The 19446-nt window shown below is 69.8% G+C and carries 16 protein-coding genes; 8 read left to right on the top strand and 8 right to left on the bottom strand.

All coding sequences use genetic code 11. The features are described 5' to 3' along the window. Positions 1-32 precede the first annotated feature (32 nt). Genes ACTOQ3_RS21970 through ACTOQ3_RS21960 form a run of 3 tightly spaced genes read left to right on the top strand, consistent with a single transcriptional unit; the run spans position 33 to position 3330 of the window. Complete coding sequence (locus tag ACTOQ3_RS21970) at positions 33-1064, top strand: glycosyltransferase family 2 protein (RefSeq protein ID WP_440085212.1); 1032 nt, start codon at positions 33-35, stop codon at positions 1062-1064. A 3-nt stretch (positions 1065-1067) separates the two neighbouring features. Next, positions 1068-2102, top strand: a complete 1035-nt coding sequence (locus ACTOQ3_RS21965) for a glycosyltransferase family 2 protein (protein ID WP_440085211.1) — start codon at positions 1068-1070, stop codon at positions 2100-2102. 55 nt (positions 2103-2157) lie between these two features. Then, a complete protein-coding gene (locus tag ACTOQ3_RS21960; RefSeq protein WP_440085210.1) occupies positions 2158-3330 on the top strand; it encodes an endonuclease/exonuclease/phosphatase family protein in 1173 nt (390 codons plus the stop codon). Between the two features lie 53 nt (positions 3331-3383). Here the strand turns inward: ACTOQ3_RS21960 and ACTOQ3_RS21955 are convergent, their stop codons facing one another. The 6 genes from ACTOQ3_RS21955 to ACTOQ3_RS21930 all read right to left on the bottom strand — a co-directional run bounded on the left by ACTOQ3_RS21955 (position 3384) and on the right by ACTOQ3_RS21930 (position 11251). Then, positions 3384-4247: an AfsR/SARP family transcriptional regulator gene (locus ACTOQ3_RS21955; RefSeq protein WP_440085209.1), complete on the bottom strand. Its 864-nt coding sequence runs from the start codon at positions 4245-4247 to the stop codon at positions 3384-3386. A gap of 20 nt (positions 4248-4267) precedes the next feature. Next, positions 4268-5233 carry a UbiA prenyltransferase family protein gene (locus ACTOQ3_RS21950; protein WP_440085208.1) on the bottom strand — a complete coding sequence of 322 codons (966 nt, stop codon included), beginning with the start codon at positions 5231-5233 and terminating at the stop codon, positions 4268-4270. Between the two features lie 15 nt (positions 5234-5248). Beyond that, positions 5249-6289, bottom strand: coding sequence for an NAD-dependent epimerase/dehydratase family protein (locus ACTOQ3_RS21945; RefSeq protein WP_440085207.1), 1041 nt, complete (start codon positions 6287-6289; stop codon positions 5249-5251). Then, positions 6271-7662, bottom strand: a complete 1392-nt coding sequence (locus ACTOQ3_RS21940; protein WP_440085206.1) for an aspartate aminotransferase family protein — start codon at positions 7660-7662, stop codon at positions 6271-6273. The genes ACTOQ3_RS21945 and ACTOQ3_RS21940 overlap by 19 nt, the downstream gene beginning before the upstream one ends. Positions 7663-8345: 683 nt before the next feature. Continuing rightward, positions 8346-10424 carry a BTAD domain-containing putative transcriptional regulator gene (locus ACTOQ3_RS21935; RefSeq protein ID WP_440085205.1) on the bottom strand — a complete coding sequence of 693 codons (2079 nt, stop codon included), beginning with the start codon at positions 10422-10424 and terminating at the stop codon, positions 8346-8348. 488 nt (positions 10425-10912) lie between these two features. Beyond that, positions 10913-11251, bottom strand: coding sequence for a hypothetical protein (locus ACTOQ3_RS21930; RefSeq protein WP_440072454.1), 339 nt, complete (start codon positions 11249-11251; stop codon positions 10913-10915). A gap of 145 nt (positions 11252-11396) precedes the next feature. Between ACTOQ3_RS21930 and ACTOQ3_RS21925 the strand changes: the two genes are divergently transcribed. Continuing rightward, positions 11397-12041 (top strand): DUF1707 and DUF4870 domain-containing protein, encoded by a 645-nt coding sequence (locus tag ACTOQ3_RS21925; protein WP_440085204.1) that lies wholly within the window; start codon positions 11397-11399, stop codon positions 12039-12041. Between the two features lie 42 nt (positions 12042-12083). Here the strand turns inward: ACTOQ3_RS21925 and ACTOQ3_RS21920 are convergent, their stop codons facing one another. Beyond that, the gene (locus ACTOQ3_RS21920) at positions 12084-13610 is read right to left on the bottom strand and encodes an ATP-dependent DNA ligase (protein WP_440085203.1); all 1527 of its coding nucleotides are present in this window, start codon (positions 13608-13610) and stop codon (positions 12084-12086) included. A gap of 160 nt (positions 13611-13770) precedes the next feature. Further along, positions 13771-14145, bottom strand: a complete 375-nt coding sequence (locus ACTOQ3_RS21915; RefSeq protein ID WP_362682223.1) for an FKBP-type peptidyl-prolyl cis-trans isomerase — start codon at positions 14143-14145, stop codon at positions 13771-13773. Positions 14146-14735: 590 nt separating this feature from the next. Between ACTOQ3_RS21915 and ACTOQ3_RS21910 the strand changes: the two genes are divergently transcribed. From ACTOQ3_RS21910 to ACTOQ3_RS21895, 4 genes are all read left to right on the top strand, one after another. Continuing rightward, positions 14736-16037: an ABC transporter substrate-binding protein gene (locus ACTOQ3_RS21910; RefSeq protein ID WP_440085202.1), complete on the top strand. Its 1302-nt coding sequence runs from the start codon at positions 14736-14738 to the stop codon at positions 16035-16037. Positions 16038-16191: 154 nt separating this feature from the next. Continuing rightward, positions 16192-17163: a carbohydrate ABC transporter permease gene (locus ACTOQ3_RS21905; protein WP_440085201.1), complete on the top strand. Its 972-nt coding sequence runs from the start codon at positions 16192-16194 to the stop codon at positions 17161-17163. After that, on the top strand, positions 17160-18017 hold the full coding sequence (locus tag ACTOQ3_RS21900) for a carbohydrate ABC transporter permease (protein WP_440072459.1): 858 nt from the start codon (positions 17160-17162) through the stop codon (positions 18015-18017). The genes ACTOQ3_RS21905 and ACTOQ3_RS21900 overlap by 4 nt, the downstream gene beginning before the upstream one ends. Then, positions 18014-19432, top strand: coding sequence for a GH1 family beta-glucosidase (locus tag ACTOQ3_RS21895; RefSeq protein ID WP_440085200.1), 1419 nt, complete (start codon positions 18014-18016; stop codon positions 19430-19432). Before ACTOQ3_RS21900 ends, ACTOQ3_RS21895 begins: the two co-directional genes overlap by 4 nt. Positions 19433-19446 lie beyond the last annotated feature (14 nt).

The raw sequence follows: 19446 nt of genomic DNA, 5'->3' as shown, positions 1-19446 counted from the left end.
GGGCGCCCGCCAACCCGAAGGGGTCATCGACCATGGATGAGCAGCGGCCACTGGTCTCGGTCATCATTCCCAACTACAACTACGCCCGTACGCTGGACCTGTGCCTGAGCGCGCTGGAGCGGCAGGACTACCCGCACATCGAAGTGATCGTCGTCGACGACCGGAGCACCGACGACTCGGTGGAGATAGCCCACCGGCACGGGGTGCGGGTGCTGGTCACCGACACCAACATCGGGGCGCCGGCGGCGCGCAACCTCGGTGTCGAGCACGCGCGCGGGGAGGTGCTGTTCTTCCTCGACTCGGATGTGGCGCTCACCCCCGACACGGTCGGCAACGCGGTGGCGCTGCTCACGTCCGATCCCACGCTGGGGGTGGTGTGCGGCACCTACGAGCCGGAGCCGCTGATCCCCGACAGCCGCGTGGAGCGGTACCGCAGCCTCCAGCTGCACTACTGGATCTCCGGTGACGCGGGCGACATCACCACGATCTACTCGGCGATCTTCGCGATGTGGACCAGGGTCTTCCACGAGATCGGCCCGCTCAACCCGGCGTTGCGCCACAGCGAGAACGCCGACTACGGCCACCGGATCACCCAGCGCTACCGGATCGTGCTGGACACCGCGATCAGGGGCGCGCACGACCACGACGACAAGCTGAGCGTGGTGCTGTCGAAGTTCTTCCACCGCGCGCGCCTGCACATCCCGCTGTACCTGCGCCGGCCGGACTTCAACGGCGGCCCGACCAACAGCAGCCGCGGCTGGGGGTCGCTCGCCGCCCTGTTCGCGGTGGTCACCGTGGCGTTGCCGGTGCTGTTCGGCCCGCTCTGGCTGCTCGTGCCGCTCGTGCTGCTGGCCGGCTCCATCGCCTCCGACCTGGGGATGTACCGCTTCGTCTCGGGGTACGCCGGTGCGGCGTTCACCGTCTACTTCACCGCGATCCACTTCCTGGTGAACGTCACCGTCGCGCTGGCGGTGTTCGTGGGTGCCGCGCAGTGCGTGCTGTCCAGCAGGTTCCGCCATACCTACGACATGCCGGAGACGTCCGCGCCGGCGATGGGGGCGTGAACGATGGACGGCCCGCTGGTATCGGTGATCGTGCCCAACTACAACTACGCCGGCTCCCTGGAACTCTGCCTGCGCGCCCTGCAGGAGCAGACGTACCGGCCGATCGAGCTGATCATGGTGGACGACGGCAGCACCGACGACTCCGTCGCGGTCGCGGAGCGGCTCGGTGTCCGGGTCGTCCACACCGAGCGCAACATGGGGGTGGCCGGCGCGCGCAACCTCGGCACCACCCACGCCCGTGGCGAGATCCTGGTGTTCGTCGACTCCGACGTGGCCGCCTACCCCGACTCCGTCGAGGTGGCGGTGGGCATGCTCGCGGCCGACCCGCGGCTGGGGGCGGTGTGCAGCATCCACGACCCGGAGCCGCTGATCCGCGACAGTCTCGTCGAGGAGTACCGGGCACTGCAGTACCACTACTGGACGGCGAGTTCCGAGGGGCCCATCTCGTTCCTCTTCCCGGCCATGGTCGCGATGCCCCGCCGCGTGTTCGACGAGGTCGGGGAGTTCAACACCCGGCTGCGCGAGACCGAGGAGGTCGACTACGGCCACCGCCTCACCCAGCGGTACGACATGGTGCTCACCTCGGCGGTGCGCTCCCGGCACGACCACGACGACGAGCTGGTCAAGTTGCTGCGCAAGCTGTTCAAGCGGGGGCGCGCCCGGGTGCCGCTGTACGCGCGGCGCAAGCGCTTCGCTCGCGGGTTCGAGACCTCGAACCGGGCCGGCGGCAGCCTCGCCGCGCTGGCGGCGGTGGCCACGCTGCCGGCGCTGGCGTTCGGCCCGGCCGGCGCCGCGCTGCCGGCCCTCGCCCTGGCCGTGTCGATCCTGGCGGACCTCGGCATGTACCGGTTCGTGTTGCGGCGACGCGGCCCGCTCTTCCTGCTCTACTACGGTACGGTGCATTTCGTGGTGAACGTGACCATCGCCGCCGGGGTGGCGGCCGGTGTCGTGCAGTGGTTCTGCTCCGCCAGGTTCCGCGGGCTCTACGATTCCGACCTGCTCGTGCGGCCCTCGGCCGCCGGGGAGGCGGCGACGTGACGGCCCGTCGGTGCCCGCCCGCGCCACACGTACGTTCCGGACCCGGCCGCCGTCGATGACCGATACGCGGGTGGTGACCGCGACCGCCGGGCCGAGGCCCGCCCGGCGGTCGCGCTGGTGGACCTGGCCGCTGCTGTCCGCGCCGGTCGCCTGGCTGGTGTTCGTGGCGCTCCATCGCCTGCTGTCCGGCCGGGTGTGGTGGTGGCAGGCCCTGGAGGTCGTCCCGCCGTTCGCCTTCGCGGTCCTCCCGGTCCTGCTGCTCGCGGTGGCCCTGCCGGCGCGCCGGGCGCGGGGGTGGATCGCGGCGGTGACGCTCGCCTCCCTGGTGCTCGGCGGAGGCCTGAGCGGGCTCAACCCCGCCGCCCTGTGGCACCGTCCCCCGCCCGCCCCGCCGGGCGCGATCACGGTGTTCTCCTGGAACACGTTGTACTGGGACATGGTGGCGGGCGGGGAGACGATGCCACCGCCCACCGGCACGCCGGCACGTGACGTCGACGACTTCTACCGGTATCTGCACGACCAGAAGGCGGACGTGTATCTCCTGCAGGAGTACGTCTACTTCGGCCCGGACTCGAAGGCGATCCGGGTGGACGACCTGGTCAGGCTGCGCCGGGAGTTCCCCGGCTACCACATCGCCGCGGCGAGCGAGATGGTGACGGTCTCCCGCTTCCCGATCGTCCTGGAGCGGGGGCTCGACCTCCGCCCGTGGGTGTCGGAGAAACAGGACGCGGTCCTGCCCCCCGATCCGGGTCTGCCCGATTTCTCCGCGGTGAAGACACTGCGCACGGACGTACGCGTCGGCGGGAACGGCGGGAACGGCGGGAAGATCGTCTCGTTCTACAACACGCACATCAACTCCCCCGTCCACGCGTTCCCGCAGGGCCCGGACCCCCGCCGCCTCAACCGGACCCAGCACGAGCGGCGGCAGGCCAACCTCCGCGCGCTCGCGGCCGACGTGGAGGGGAACCCGCACCCGACCGTGCTGGCCGGGGATTTCAACGCCTCACCGGCGATGGGCATCCTGCGCCTGCTGCCGGACCGGCTGGTCGACGCGACCCCGGTGCTCGAGTCGCTCTACCCCACCTCCTGGGACGACCGATGGCCGCTGTGGCGGATCGACTGGGCGTTCACCACGCCGGACGTCACCGTGCACCGGTACGGGCTGGTGTGGTCGGAGGGCCTTTCCGACCACAGCGGGCAACGCCTGGTCGTCTCGACGAGCGGGTGATCCGGAGAAGAGGGGACGGGGCTCCGGGGGCTCCGGGGGTTCCGGGAGAACGGTCAGGGCCTGGACAGCACCCGGTCGGGCACGTGGGCCGCGGGACGGGTCCAGCTCGGCGGCTGCCCGAGTGGGGCCCAGCCGGCGACGGCGTGGTGGGCGCCGGCCAGGACCACCTCCTCGGCCGCCCAGACCGGCAGGTCGTGGTCGCCGCGCAGGATCTCCTGGTGTAGCGCGCGCAGCTCCGGCCCCGGCTCGATGCCCAGGTGGTCGGCCAGGTATCCGCGCAGGCGCGCGTACTGGGCCACCGCCTCCGCGGTGCGTCCCAGGGCGCAGAGCGCGCGCATCAGCATGCTCGCGAGCGGCTCCACGAGCGGGTAGCGGGGAACGAGGGGGGTGAGTTCGGTGACCACCGCGTCGGGCCGTCCCAGCCGCAGGTGTGCCTGCGCCCAGGTGACGACGGCACCGACGAACTGCTGCTCGATGCTGTAGCGCATCCGGGAGGCCCAGTCTCCGGAGATGTCGGTCAGCGGCGAGCCGCGCCACAGTTCCATCGCCTCGGCCAGCAGCGCGGCCCGGACGGAGTCGTCGCCGGCATGGGTCTGCGCCTGTTTCGCCAGACGGTGGAACCGGTGGGCGTCCACCCGGTCGGGATCGGCCTCCAGCACGTAGCCGCCGCCGCGGCGCTCGATGGCGACCGCGGTTCCCGCCAGTGCCTGCCGCAGGCGTGCGATGTGGGCGTACAGCGAATCCGTGGCCCGGTCCGGTGGAAGATTCCAGACCCGGTCGATCAACGTCTGAAGTGGCACGGGATGGTTGACGTCGACCGCGAGGGCGGCCAGCACCGCACGTCGTTGCGGTGGTCCCAGGGGAACGCGCCGGCCGTCGGCGGTCACCTCGACCGGGCCCAGTATGCGGACTTCCATGCTTTCCTTCCGTGTCGCTCTCACAACGGGACGGGCTGGTGGGCGAGCACGAGCGTCACCCCCAGGGTGGCGGCCCACAACATCGAGTTGGCGACCATGACACGGTCCCGCAGCAGGATCCGGACCGGGTCACCGCCGCCTTCGTCCATCAGTTGGATCTGCAGGTAGCGGAAGAGGGCGAAGAGCGCGAAGGGCGTGGACAGCAGCATCGCCGTCTGGCCGTACTGCGGGCCGAACGGGCCCTCCTCGCGCAGGTAGATGAGGCCGGAGACGAGGGCGAGCACGGAGGCGATCTGCAGCAGCCAGTTGGTCAGCTCCATCGAGTAGCCGTGGAGCGCCGGCCGGTGCGCGGCACCGCTCTTCAGCTCCTGGCGCCGCTTGCCGATGAGCAGCAGCAGGGACATCGAGAACACCGTGACCAGCAGCCAGGCGGCGGCCCGTCCTCCGGCCACCTCGTACCCCTGGACGACCCGGAGGACGAAACAGACCGCTATCGTGCCCACGTCGACCAGCGGGATGTGTTTGAGATAGCGGCTGTACGCGATGTTGATCAGGAGGTACACCACGATGGGCCAGTACGGTCCCGGGGTGAGGGCGATGACGGCGGTGAGCAGCGCGAGCAGGCCGGCGCAGTAGGCGTAGGCGACCCTGATCCCCACGCGACCGGCGGCGACGGGACGGTGACGCTTGACGGGATGGTGCAGGTCACGGTGCCGGTCGGCGATGTCGTTGCCGACGTAGACGGCGGAGGAGGCCAGGATGAACGCGACCGTGGCCAGGACGATCTCGACCACGGTGGCGAGGTTCCACAGGGAGGTGTCGATGAGCGCGAGCGGGACGAGGAGGATCGCCTTGGTCGCGTGCGAGGGCCGTATCAGCCTGAAGAGGTCCGTGACCAGGCGTGGCCGGGCTTCCGCTTTCTGGTCCGAGGCAGGTCCCCTGGGCCGTGGGAGTTCTGGAATGTCTGCCGATTCGACGACGTACATGCTTTCCTCGTCATTTCAGAAGAAGACTTTCGCCAGCGACAGCGCGCCCTGCCGCCACGCGTCGCGGCTGGTCTGGCCGGCACCCCGCGGTGAGCCGGCGGTGCGATGCTCCCGCCACCAGGCGTACGTGCGGAGGATCGCGTCCCGGTTGGACAGCCGGGGCCGGAAGCCGAGCCGGTCCCTGGCCTTGTCGATGCTGACGTAGGAGTCGGCGAGCAGCTTGTGCACCAGCCGCCCGTACACCGGGGACAGCCGGGTCCGCTCCAGCAGCCGGAGTCCGGCCAGGGCCGGCCGGACGGGCAGTGACACGACGCGCCTGCCGTGCCCGGCCGTGTCGAGCACCGCCTGGAAGTCCTCCCGCAGCGTGCCGAACTCCGCGGCCGCGAGGTTGTAGGTGTCGTTCGCGACGTCCGCCGGTGCCGTCAGGACGCCGGCCACGGCGTCCACCAGGTCCTCTATGGCGAGCATCTGGATGCGTACGTCCCCGCGGCCGAGGACCGGGAAGTTCCGGCCCTCCTCGGCCCACTCGAAGAGCATCGCGAACAGGCCCATCCGGCCGGGACCGAGGAAGGTCTTGGGGCGCAGGATCGGCACGCACATCCCGCCGGCCCGATACTTGTCGGCCAGTTCCTCCGCCTCGGTCTTGGCCCTGGTGTAGGGGTCGACCGGCTCGCGCGGATGCTCCTCCGGGGTGGGCACCAGTTTCGGGAGCCCGTACACGGCGGTGGAGGAGATGTGGACCGTCCGCTCCACCCCGGCCCGGCGCGCGGCCTCCAGCACGCTGTGGGTGCCTCCGACGATCAGGCTCTGGATCTGTTCCGCCGGATAGCTCGGCAGCGCGCCGGCGCAGTGCACGACCGCGTCCGCCCCGGCCATCGCCTCGGTCATCAGCGCGACGTCGCGCACGTCGCCGACCCGGTGTTCCGATCCCGGGACCGGGTCGGACGGCGGGCGCAGGTCCACGCCGATCACCTCGTGGCCCGCGGGCACGAGCCGCCGGACCAGGTTGCCGCCGAGCATCCCGGCGCTGCCGGTCACTACGACCCGAGAGGCCACCGCGATCCCACCTTCTCCCGTACGAACCGGGCGAGCAGCCGCGGCAGGCCCTTGGACAGGGTCTTGTCGAGGCTCTGCACGAAGTACTCGACGTCGTCGGGTTCGATGGCGAGGGTCGGCGCGACGACGAGCGGGTTCTCGACGTTCGGGCTGTAGTACGACACGATGTCGTGCTCGCGGTAGAGCTCGGCGATCACCGAGAGGGTGATCAGCTTGGTGCGGAAGTGCGGGTCGCCGGAGAAGCCCGGCGCCAGCTTGCCGGCCAGGTCGAGCACCTTGGGACCACCGGTCAGGAACACCCCCCACAGCGCCCCCGTACCGGTCACCTGGCCGACCACGTCCGGGTAACGCTTCTGGATGTTCTCCAGTCCGGGCTTCAGGATGCGCTCGATCTGCCGCGCCCGCGCGGGATAGTCCTCCTCGACGATCACGTTGATCGCCTCGATCGCGGTGGCGGTCTCCTCGCCGAACCCGTAGTAGGTCGTGCTGTGCAGGATGACGTCGGAGAGCCGGTCGTACGCCTTGCGGAAGATGGGCTCCCGCGCGGTGTACCCGGCGATCGACGCCTTCCCGCCGCCCAGCGACTTCGAGTAGACGAGGATGTCGGGCAGCAGGCCCGGATGGCGCATGAAGTAGAAGAGGCTGCCGGTCTTGCCCCAGCCGGTGTACACCTCGTCGAAGATCATGATGATGTCGTGCTCGTCACAGAGCCGTCGCAGCTCGTGCAGGTCCGCCTCCGACCAGGAGCGCATGCTCGACGCGCTGAACGGCTCGACCATGATCGCGTAGACGTCGCACCTCCCCTCGGGGGTGCGCGCGGCGTCGACCGCCGCCCGCACGGCCGCGAGGTCGCCGTACGGATGGACGACGATCCCCGGGAGCCCGGGGAACCGGAACGAGTTCTCCGACGATCCGGTCAGGCTTCCCGCCCCGAGGGTCTTGCCGTGGAAGCTGATGTCGGATCGCAGGATGGTGTTGCGCCGCCCGCCGTGATACTTGTACGCCATCTTGATGGCGCCCTCGTTGGCCTCGGCACCCGAGTTCGGGAAGTAGGAGATGTTCAGGTCGCCGGGCAGCAGCGTGGCCACGTTGTGGCTCAGCGCGGCCACGTACGGGGAGAAGAACGCCTTGTGGACCTCCATGCGCCCGGCGTCGGCGAAACGACGCCGGGCCGCCAGGATGCGCGGGTGGTTGTGGCCGTGGTTGAGGACGCCGACCCCTCCGGTGACGTCGAGGATCCGGCGGCCGTCACGGGTCCAGATCCAGGCGCCCTCGGCTCGCTCGGCGAGCTCGCGACCGAAGCCGAACGAGGTCATGAGGTTGACCTGACTGCGGCTGACGTACTTCCCGTACAGGTTCTGGACCTGTTTCACGGTAAGGTTTTCACACTCATCGATGCCGATTAGCTCCGACACGTTCGACCTTTCCTGGCGTTTTCCGCGATTTTGCAGCTGCTGGCGTCACAGGTGAGTTCGGTCCGAGGATGGCAATCGTCGCGAGGTGGGTGCCTGTCGGGCTCCTGCGGCAGCGCCGCCGCTGTCACCGGCCAACCCCTGGGTCTTCCTGCGCAAGGTGTCGGCCTTCTCTCTAGAGGTATGAGAAGACGAGAGACATCTCGCTAATGGTGTTAAATGTGGCTATACCTCGCACCATACAAATCTGTATAGGTTGATGCCGTGGCGCGTTGAACCGCGAGCGGAAAAGGGCGATGTGACGCGCCGGCTCGGGATTTCGTCTTTCGGAGAACCCGTGGCCGTCGCGTTCACGTGTGGCGATGGTTTCGGGCATACCGGATTCCGCGATTACGGCGGGCGGGCATGAGAATATTTCCAGCGTGTAAATCCCCTGGATTACGGCTGATGGGCGTGCGGATTATTTCCAGCGTGTAAGGTTTCCGGCCGGTTCCGATCGCTCATTCTCGTCGCCGCCGATCGGGTGGAGCGCTCCCATGCGGCGAGCGGCGAATTCCGGCGCGGCCGGCGCGGCGATCTCACCTTCGCGGTCCCCGGACGCTCCGCCGCCGGACCGGCGACTCTCCGAGGGAGCCCCGGTGTCCCTAGCCGCCCCACCCGTACGACGGCCGGTACCGGACGACGCCGCGGGCGATCGGCATGCCGGTGCCGTCCCCCGCCGCGCCGGGCACCTGGCGCGCGGTGGAGATCAGGTCGGCCATCTTGGCGTTGAGCCATCGGGGATCGGCCGTGCAGCCGTCGGGCGGCATGCCGAAGCGGCCGAGTGCCAGGCGACCGAACTTGGCGTCCCGCCGGGTTCGCCGGTTGCACACGTCACCGAGAGTGCAGGCGATGACGAGGGAGCTGTGCAGCGCCCGCCGTACGGCCTGCACCTGCTCCTCCTCGGTCTCCTCCTGCCGGGTCCGTTCGCGGGCGAACAGGCAGAGCAGGTCGTGCATGCGATACCGGTCCACGTCGCGGGCCTCGAGGAGCTGAACGTCCGCGAGATGGTCCAGGAGATCCGCGGTCTGTTCCTCCGAGCGGTCGGCCAGCGCCGCGGCGACCGCGACGCTGATGTCGGACCCGCCGAGCAGGCCCAGCAGCCGGAACATACGGGAGTGCTCGGCCTCCAGGCTGCGGTAACTCACCATGAAACAGGCCCGGACCGCCCGGTCGTCGGCCTGCAGCTCGGACAGGCGGTGGTCCTCGACCGCGAGCCTGGCGGCGAGGACCCGCAGCGACAGGCCCGGCCGGGCGATCAGCCGGGCGGCGGCGATCCTGATCGCCAACGGCAGGCCGCCGCAGAGCCGTACGATCGCGCGCGCCGCCCGGGGGTCGGCGGCGACGCGCTCCTCGCCGATCAGGCGGCTCAGCAGGGTGGTCGTCTCGTCCTCGGCCATGACGTCGAGGCGCAGATGCGTGACGGTGTCCAGAGAGGTCAGCATCCTCCGGGCGGTGATCAGCACGCAGCAGGTGGGGCTCGCGGGCAGCAACGGCCGTACCTGCGCGGCGTCCCGGGCGTTGTCGAACAGGAACAGCAGGCGCTTGCCGTCGGTCAGCGAGCGGAACCGCGCGGCGGCCTCGTCCACCTCGGTCGGCACGGCCGCGTCGTCGCCGCCGAGGGAACGTAACAGGCGGGCGAGGACCTCGGCCGGGTTCAGCGGCTTGACGTTGGGGGTGGAGCCGTGCAGGTTCACGTAGAGCTGTCCGTCGGGGAACCGGTCCGCGATCTGGTGGGCGACGTGCACGGCGAACGCCGACTTGCCGATCCCGGCCGCTCCGGCGACCGCGGAGACGGCGATCCGGCCCGGGCCCGCGGAGATCAGCGCCGTCCGCAGCCGTGAGATCTCGGCGGCACGCCCGGTGAAGGCGGCCGAGTCGATCGGGAGCTCTGCCGGGGCGAACACCCTGCGGGCGATGACCGACGGTGACGGCGCCGCCAGTACGGAGTCGTCGACGAGGATCTGCTGGTGCATGCGGATCAGGTCCGGGCCGGGGTCGACGCCCAGCTCCGCGGCGAGCGTCTCCCGCGCGCGCTGGTACACCGCGAGCGCGTCGGCCCGGCGTCCGGAGCGGTACAGGGCGAGCATGAGCTGTGCCCGGAGCCGTTCGTTCAGCGGATCCCTGCGCGTCAGAGCCTCCAGATCGGCGAGCACCTCGCCGTGCTGGCCCAGCGCCAGGCGGGCCTCCAGCGAGGCGTCCACGACGGTCGTCCTCAGCCGCTCCAACCGCGCCGCCTCGCCCCGCAACGGCTCGGGCAGGGACAACCCCTCCAGAACCGCCTCGGCGCGCCAGAGGCCCAGAGCCCGGGTGTACCGTTCGAGCGCGACGTCATTTCTCCCTTCGGATAACATCAGACGTCCTTGAGCGGCGAGTTCTTCGAACAATCTCACGTCTGTTTCACCGGGAGCGACCCGGAGCACGTAGCCGTTGGAACCCGCCTCGATCCGGGAAGGCGAACCAAGCGCCCGGCGCAGCGCGGAGATATAGGTGTAGAGGTTCGACTCGGCGTTGACGGGAGCCTGTTCACCCCACAACCAGTCGAGCATTCGACGGGTGGGGATCGCCTTGCCCGCATTGAGCAGCAGGGCGGCGAGCAACACCCGCTGTTTGCGCCGTCCGAGGGCGATCGGCTGCCCATTGGCCGCCCGCACTTCGATCGGTCCAAGAATCTTGAAATCCATCGGCATCACTCTTCAGCGCATAACCATGCACCAACATGAAACGTACAAATGCGTATAATTCCTGTTTTACATAGCGACTCATGATCGCGGTCCTCAACCTTCGGAGGGTACTCACCTGAAGGGAAGAAAAAGATTACGCGGCAGACATCCCCGGACGCCCGCACTCCGGTGCGGCGTTCCGCGGCGCGTATTGTGATCGCCCCTGCTCGGCCACTCCGACCAGGGGCGTCGCGCGGGAGGGGAGGGGCGCGTCACGGCGCGCGCCCTGGGCCGGCGGGCCGATGCCGCCCGCGCGCCCGGCGCGAACATCCACCGTTCCCGGGTCCGCCGGCCCAGGGCGGCCGGTCACCCCACGGGTGTTCGACCGCGTCGCCGGAAGAGTCCGGCGGCCCCGTACGCGAGGCGGCCGCCGGTTCCTCGTGTTCTCGCGCCACCGGGTCACCGTGGTCTCCCCGGTGGCGGGCGACGGGGGCGGCCGGTCTCCCGGCTCAGCCCTCCGCGCGCTTCTGGCGCTCGTTGTAGGCCCTCATCCGGGGGGGATAACCGGTCAGCTGCACGTCGTAGACCGGCAGGGCCAGGTCACGGGCCACCTTGCGGATCACCGCGGGGGAGCCGACCCGGCGCCGGGTCCACTCACCGTCGTCGGCGACGGCCACCGCCGTGGTGTTCGTCGCGAAGGTCTCGGGCTCGACGTAGAACTCGACGCCCCTGCGCGACTTCGCGAAGGCGATGAGCGACTCGACGTCGGCGTCGGTCGTGGCGCGGTCGAACTTGGCGATCCTCGGCCCGCGCAGGCGCCTCAACCCATAGCGATCTCGCCATCTCATGTTTCCTTGTATACCTCTCCTGCTCGTTCCATGGCGGAAGGCCAGGGATGGGTCTCAGGGGCTTATGGGGGTTCATCCTGATATACGAGGCCGACAATCTGGACGAGCATTGAGGTCGAAGCGGCGACGAAAGGGTATCGGTCTCATGGCAGGCACAGCGACACCAGCGGGCCCGGGGCACGGGGGAGTGCCTGCGACAGGTCCTCAGCCCGGCCACGCGGGGCTTCGGGTCAGCAACCAGGATCGTGAGCGGGTGGTCGAGCACGTCCAGACCGCCTACGCGGAGGGAAGGCTCGACAAGCTCGAGTTCGACGACAGGCTGGAGCGGGCGATGACGGCCCGCGTCCACGGTGACCTCGTCCCGATCATGAACGAGCTGTACGGCACGCATCCGGCCCGGCCCGTGTCCTACCCGCCCGTCACGAGCCGGGTTCCGGCCGCGTACGGTCATCACGGCCGCCTCGGCGGGCGGGGTGAAACCGGAGGCGAGCGTCTGGGCGCGATGGCGTCCCACCTGCTCCCGCTGGTCGGCCTTCCCGTCATCGGCCCGGCGGTCATGATGCTCACCGCGGGCAAGACCTCGCCCTACGTCCGGGCCCACTCGGTCGAGGCACTCAACTTCCAGCTGACGATGCTCGCGGCTACCATCGTGCTGGCGATCACGTTCATAGGCTTCGTCCTGACGCCCCTGCTCTGGATCGGCGGCGTGGTCCTGTCCGTGGTCGGCGCCGTTGCCGCGGCGGGTGACGGTGACTTCCGGTACCCCCTCACGCTGCGTCTCGTGAAATGACGACCGCGGCGTCCCGGGAACAGGCGACCGCGTGGCGGGACGTCAGAGCATGAGGGAGCGGACCATGTCGACGGTGTCGGCCTGGTCCGCCGTCTTGTCGGTGCGGTAGCGGACGACCCTGGCGAAGCGCAGCGCCATGCCGCCGGGGTAGCGGCTCGACTGCTGCACGCCGTCGAAGGCGATCTCGACGACCGTCTCGGGGCGGACGGTGACCGTCCAGCCGTCGGTGGGGCCCTCGGCGATGCCGAGGAAACGGTCGGTCTGCCAGGCGAGCAGCTCGTCGGTCAGGCCCTTGAAGGTCTTGCCGAGCATGACGAACCCGCCGGTCAGCGGGTCGCGGGCGCCCAGGTGCAGGTTGGAGAGCCTTCCCTCGCGGCGGCCGCTCCCCCATTCGGCGGCCAGGACGACGAGGTCGAGCGTGTGCCGGGGCTTCACCTTGATCCAGCCGGCTCCGCGCCGCCCGGCGGCGTAGGGCGCCAGGAGCGACTTGACCACCACGCCCTCGTGGCCGCTCCTGATCACGTCCTTGAAGAACGCCTCGCCGTCCGCGACGTCGCCGGTGACCAGGCGGGGGGTCACCAGCTCCGGGGGCACGGCGGCGGCCAGGGCCGCGTGGCGCGCCTCGCCCGGCAGGTCGAGCAGGTCGGCGCCGTCGACCCGCAGCGCGTCGAAGAAGAAGACGCTCAGCGGGGTCCTCTCTCTCGCGCGCGGCACGTCGGTGCGGCTGGACACGCGGCCCGAGGTGACCTGGAAGGGCTCGGGGCGGCCGTCGGCGCGCAGCGCGATGACCTCGCCGTCGAGGACCAGGTCGCGGGAGGTCAGGGTGCTCATCGCCTCGACCAGCTCGGGCACCTGCGCGGTGATGTCCTCGAGGGCACGGGTGAAGACGGTGATCCGGTCGCCCGAGCGGTGCGCCTGGACCCTGACGCCGTCGAGCTTCCACTCGACGGCGACCGGCCCGCCGAGCTTGCCGAACGCGGCCGCGATGGAGGTGGCGCTCTGGGCGAGCATCGGCGACACCGGGCGGCCGACCTCCAGGTGGAAGGCGCGCAGTGCCTCGATCCCGCCGCCGAGGGCGGCGGCGCCGACGGCGGGAAGCCAGCCGCGCAGCGTCAGCGCCCGCCTGACCTCGGCGGCCGGCACCCCGGCGGCCTTCGCCACGGCCTCGACCATCACTCCCTCAAGCGCGCCCTGGCGCAGCTCGCCCCGGAGCAGCCGTGACAGGAAGACCTGCTCCTGGCGGGTGAGGGCGCCGAACAGCTCGGCGACCAGCGTCCTGCGCGCGTTCTGCGAGCCGGGGCCGGCCAGGGCCTTGATCCGGTCGAGGAGGTCGTGCACCCCGCGCAGGGTGGCGGTGGCGGCCAGCCGGGGTTCGGGCGGATCCTGCAGGCTCGTCCAGCCCACGCCGACGTTGCGCTGCGGCAGCTCCCCGGAGAGGTAGGCGATGGCGATCTCCGCCTCGTCCGGCTCGACCCTGCCGAGCAGCTCCGCGAGGTGGGCGGTCTTCGCCAGCCGGGCGGAGCTGGCGGTCACGGCTGCCGAGGTGCGCGCGAGGTCGATCAACAACACAATGGCCAGCTTAAGAGCTGCAAGCGGCATTTCGGTGAGGTGAGGCGCTGCTTTTCGGAGTCGCCGCGTTTCCGGGAGGGCGCGGGGGAGTGACAGGAGACACGTCGGGCGGGCCACCCGTCGCCGGTGAGGCCCGCCCGTGCCGTCTCGCCCCCGGGCGTCAGCTCACGCCGAGCAGGTCCACGACGAAGATGAGCGTCTCGCCCGGCTTGATGCGGTTGCCCGCGCCGGCGTTGCCGTAGCCGAGGTGCGGCGGGATGGTGAGGCGGCGGCGGCCGCCGACCTTCATGCCCGCGACACCCTGGTCCCAGCCCGCGATGACCCGGCCCCCGCCCAGCGGGAACTGGAAGGCGTCGCCGCGGTTCCACGACGCGTCGAACTCCTCGCCCGTCGAGAAGGCCACGCCGACGTAGTGCACGGTGACCTGGTGCCCCGCCTCGGCCTCCGGGCCGTCCCCTACGACGATGTCGACGATCTCCAGCTCCGAGGGCGGGGCGCCTTCCGGAAAGTCGATCTCCGGCTTCTCCAGTGCCACGTGGTTCTCCTTGGTTGGATACGCGCCGGTCGATTTCCGACCGGCCGGACGACTCTACGGGGTCCGGCGCCGCCACGAGAGACATGGGGCCCGGGGTGGCTTCCGCGTCGTCCCCTTCGAAGGAGCGAGTGGTCGTTTTCGAAGGAGCGCGTGTGGGCGGCCTCGCGCACGGCGGCGGCGAGACGCGTCACCTGCGGATCCCCCCGCGCGGGGGCGGCGGTCATCGGCGCCGCGGGTGCCGGCGGCGCGGGGAGCCATCGGGAGAGTCACTGGGGAGCGCTCTCTGAGAAAGAGAGTGACCCGCTCCGCGGGGAGTGTCAATAGCTCGGCGCGGCGCCATGGAACATGAAGGAAACGCGACCTTAATGTGACCTTTTGTTGTGGGAGCGCTCCATTCACGAGAAAATTCAACCTCTAAATCCCTCTGACCTGGTGAAACGTTCAGAGCCTCGGGAGAGCGCTCTCCATGAAAAGCTGATCGACGAGCTCCGATCGGCGCCGGGGGGACCGTTGACACGTAACCCGCTTGGCATCAATCTGCTCAGGGAGCGCTCTCTCCATGATCACTTATGAGGACCCAGGAGGGTTCCATGCGTACGTTACGCCAGCGGTTCCTCGCTCCGATGGTCGCCGTTTCCGCCCTGGCCCTGGGCCTGACCGCCTGCGGCGGTGGTGACGCCGGGACCACCGGGAGCGGCGGAGCGGCCTCCGCGCCGGCCGAGAAGATCAAGCTGACCGTCGGGCTGTTCAGCGACTTCCACTACGCGCCGCTGTACGAGGAGTTCAAGAAGACCCACCCCAACGTGGAGATCGTGGAGCGCCGCGCGCAGTTCAACGACCACCACACCAACCTCATCACCCAGCTGACCACCGGCGCGGGCGCCGCGGACGTGGTCGCCGTCGAGGGCGGTTACATCGGCGCCTTCACCCCCGTGCCGGACAAGTTCCACAACCTCAAGGAGTACGGCCTGGACAAGCGCCAGAGCGAGTACCTCGACTGGAAGTGGAAGCTGGGCGTCTCCAACGACGGCTCCGCGCTCCTGGGCCTGGGCACCGACGTCGGCGGCCTGGCCATGTGCTACCGCCCCGACCTGTTCAAGAAGGCCGGCCTGCCCACCGACCGCGAAGAGGTCGGAGCGCTCTGGCCGACGTGGGACGCCTACATCGAGACGGGCAAGAAGTTCGTCGCGGGCAAGGTGGAGGGCGCCAAGTTCACCGACGGCCCCGGCGAGCACTTCCGCGCCATGGTCGAGCAGGCCCCCGTCGGTTTCTACGACGCCCAGTACAACATCGTCGCCGCCACCAACCCCGAGGTGCGCAAGGCGTACGACATGGGCGTGAAGATGATCGACGCAGGCCTGTCGGCCAACCTCGCCGCCTTCTCGCCGCCGTGGAACACCGGCATCGCCAAGGGCACCTTCGCCACCATGGTCTGCCCCGCCTGGAAGACCGGCACGATCAAGGACCAGAAGCCCGGCGAGGGCACCTGGGACATCGCCTCCGTGCCCGGGGGCGGCGGCAACCAGGGCGGCACCCACCTGATGCTGCCCAAGCAGGGCAAGCACCCCAAGGAGGCCGCGGCGCTGATCGACCTGCTGACCAGCAAGGAGAGCCAGATCAAGCTCTTCAAGGAGGCCAGCGCGCTGCCCTCGCTGCCCGCCCTGTACGACGACCCCGCGGTGAAGGACTTCGTCAACCCGTACTTCGGCAACGCGCCGATCGGCAAGATCTTCACCGACGCCGCCAAGTCGCTCAAGCCCCAGCCCGTGGGCCCCAAGGCCGGTGACGTGCTGCAGGCGATCGGCAACGGTCTCCAGCGGGTCGACCAGGGCAAGCAGAACGCCGAGGAGGCCTGGGCGCAGGCGCTCAAGGACGTCGGCAGGATCAAGTAGTCGCCCCCCGGCCGGCTGGTCTCGCACCGGTCGGCCACCTGCTTGTGCCGCTGTCCCCGCGGGCGGCACGTCCCCGTGCCGGTGAGCCGCGTGGCTCCCGCCGCGACGGGCCGCATGCCCCCGCCGTCCAACGAATCGCCGAAAAGGAGCCGCCATGGCCACCCGCGCGCCCGATCGCCTGGCGGCGGTCCCACCGAACAGGCCGGTGCGACCTCGCCGCCGCCTCCGCCGCCACCTGGTTCACCAACTCGACGTCAAGGGCTCGCCGTACGCCTACGTGGCCCCGTTCTTCCTGCTGTTCTCCGCTTTCGGGTTGTTCCCCCTGGCCTACACCGCCTGGGTGAGCCTGCACGAGTGGACGCTGCTCCAGGACGAGCATCCCTTCGTCGGTCTGGACAACTTCAGGACGCTGCTCGCCGACGACTACTTCTGGAACGCCACCTTCAACACCCTGTCCATCGGGGTGCTGTCCACCGCGCCGCAGCTGCTGCTGGCCATCTGGCTGGCCCACCTGCTCAACCGGCCGCTGCGGGCGCAGACCTTCTTCCGCATCACGCTTCTGCTGCCCAACGTGACCAGCGTGGTCGCGGTGGTGGTCATCTTCAGCCAGCTGTTCGGCCGGGACTTCGGCATGATCAACTGGGTGTTCTCGCTGGTCGGCGTCGACGGTGTCGCCTGGAACGAGGGGGTGCTGAGCTCCCACTTCGCCATCTCCACCATGATCATGTGGCGGTGGACGGGCTACAACGCCCTCATCTTCCTGGCGGCCATGCAGGCCGTGCCGCGCGAGCTGTACGAGGCGGCCACCATCGACGGCGCGAGCGGGATGACCCAGCTTCGCAAGATCACCATCCCGATGATCAAACCCACGATCGTCTTCGTCGTCATCACCTCGACGATCGGCGCCATGCAGATCCTCGCCGAGCCGCTGCTGTTCAGCTCCTACATCATCACCGGAGGGGTGGACCGGCAGTACCAGACGCTCGCGCTGTTCATCTACGAGAACTTCACCAAGCTCGACTTCGGCTACGCCTCGGCCATCTCCTGGATGATGTTCGTCTTCATCGTGGTGATCGCCGGCATCAACTACCTGCTCACCCGTCGCGGGAAGGGAGGGCTGTCGTGAGCGCCCACACCGCCGTCTCCGCGGTCCGCCGTCGCTCCGGGAGCACGGCCCGCAGGCTCACCTACCTGACGCTGACCGCGGTGGCGTTCTTCTCCATGCTGCCGCTCTACTACAGCATCGTGGTGGCCTCCCGCGACAACGCGGCCCTGGCCGACGTCCCGCCGCCGCTGATCCCCGGCGGCAACTTCTTCGCCAACGTCGCGCGCGTCTTCGACACGGTCCCCTTCGCCCTGGCGATGCTCAACTCCGTCATCGTCTCCGGCTCCGTCGCTATCGCGGTGATGTTCTTCTCCACGCTGGCCGGATTCGCCTTCGCCAAGCTGCGCTTCCGCGGCCGCAACGCCCTGCTCCTGCTCACCGTGGCGACGATGATGGTGCCGACCCAGCTCGGCATCATCCCGCTGTACATGCTGATGGTGAAGCTGGAGTGGACCGGCACCATGTACGCGCTGATCGTGCCCGCGCTCGTCAACGCGTTCGGCGTGTTCTTCATGACCCAGTACCTCTCCCGGGCGCTGCCGACCGAGCTGCTGGAGGCGGGGCGGGTCGACGGCTGCAGCACCTGGGGCCTGTTCTGGCACGTCGTGCTCCCGGCCGCCCGCCCGGCGGCGGCCGTGCTCGGCATGCTCACCTTCATGTCGGTCTGGAACGACTACTTCTGGCCGCTGGTCGTCCTGACCCCGGAGGATCCGACGGTCCAGGTCGCCCTGTCCACGCTGGCCAGCGGATACGTCAACGACTACGTGCTCGGCCTGGCGGGTACCACGCTCGGCACGCTGCCACTGGTCATCGTGTTCGCGCTACTCGGCAAACAGATCATCGGAGGAATCATGCAGGGAGCGGTAAAGGGATGACCGTCGTCGGCACTCGGGGGGCCACCCTTACGGAAGGGCGTGCGGACTTCCCCACCGGTTTCGTCTGGGGCGCGGCCACCGCGTCCTACCAGATCGAGGGAGCCGTGAAGGAGGACGGCCGCGAGCCCTCGATCTGGGACACCTTCTCTCGCACCCCGGGCAAGGTCGTCGGGGGTGACACCGGCGACGTGGCGTGCGACCACTACTTCCGCCACGCCGACGACATCCGGTTGATGACCGAGCTGAACCTGGCCGCGTACCGGTTCTCGGTGGCCTGGCCCAGGGTCCAGCCGTACGGCAAGGGGCCCGTCAACACGCGCGGCCTCGACTTCTACAGCCGCCTGGTGGACAGGCTGCTCGAGGCGGGCATCACGCCGTACGCCACCCTCTACCACTGGGACCTCCCGCAGGCGCTGGAGGACGCGGGCGGCTGGCCCGAACGCGACACCGCCCACCGCTTCGAGGAGTACGCGGCGGCCGTGCACGCGCGGCTGGGAGACCGGGTCCGCAACTGGGCGACCCTCAACGAGCCGTGGGTGGCCGCCTTCCTCGGTTACGGCAACGGGGTGCACGCGCCCGGCAGGACCGACGCCGCGGCGGCCTTCCGCGCCGCGCACCACCTGTTGCTGGGGCACGGGATGGCGGCACGGACGCTCCGCGAGGGCGGCGCGGAGGAGATCTCGCTGGTCCTGAACCTGTCACCGGTGATCACCCCCGCCCAGGTGGACGACCCGGGGGCCGAGATCTCCGAGGCGGACGCGGAGGCGGTCGGCCGGATCGACACCCTGCTGGTCAGGCAGTTCGTCGACCCGGCGCTGCGCGGAGAGTATCCCGCGGGGTTCCTCGACATCGTCGGGCGCAACGGCGGCCTCGACCACATCTGGGATGGCGACCTGGCGACCATCAACCAGCCGATCGACCTGGTGGGCATCAACTACTACAATCCGTGCGTCGTGGAGGCGGGGCCCGGCGAGGCGGCCGACGCGGCGTGGCCGGGCAGCGAGGACATCCGGTTCTGCCCCGCGGACGGCGTGCCCGCCACCGCGATGGGCTGGCCGATCGTGCCGAACGGGCTCTCCCGCCTGCTGGTGCGGCTCTCCGACGACTACCCGGAGGTCGGCCTGATCATCACCGAGAACGGCGCGGCCTTCGACGACGTCGTGGAGGACGGCCACGTCCACGACACCCGCAGGACCGAGTATCTGGACGGCCACCTGCGCGCCGTGCACGCCGCGATCGCCGACGGGGCGGACGTGCGGGGTTACCTGGTCTGGTCTCTGCTGGATAATTTCGAGTGGGCCGAAGGGTACCGGCGTAGGTTCGGAATCGTGCACGTCGACTTCGCCACCCAGCGGCGTCTGCTCAAGGACAGCGCGCTGTGGTACCGCGATGTCATCACGCGTAACGGACTGTAACCGACTGTAGGGGA

Source organism: Streptosporangium sp. LJ11, assembly GCF_051918945.1.
GTDB lineage: Bacteria > Actinomycetota > Actinomycetes > Streptosporangiales > Streptosporangiaceae > Streptosporangium.
The sequence above is the reverse complement of the archived record's forward strand: the minus strand, read 5'-3'. Positions and strand labels throughout refer to the sequence as shown.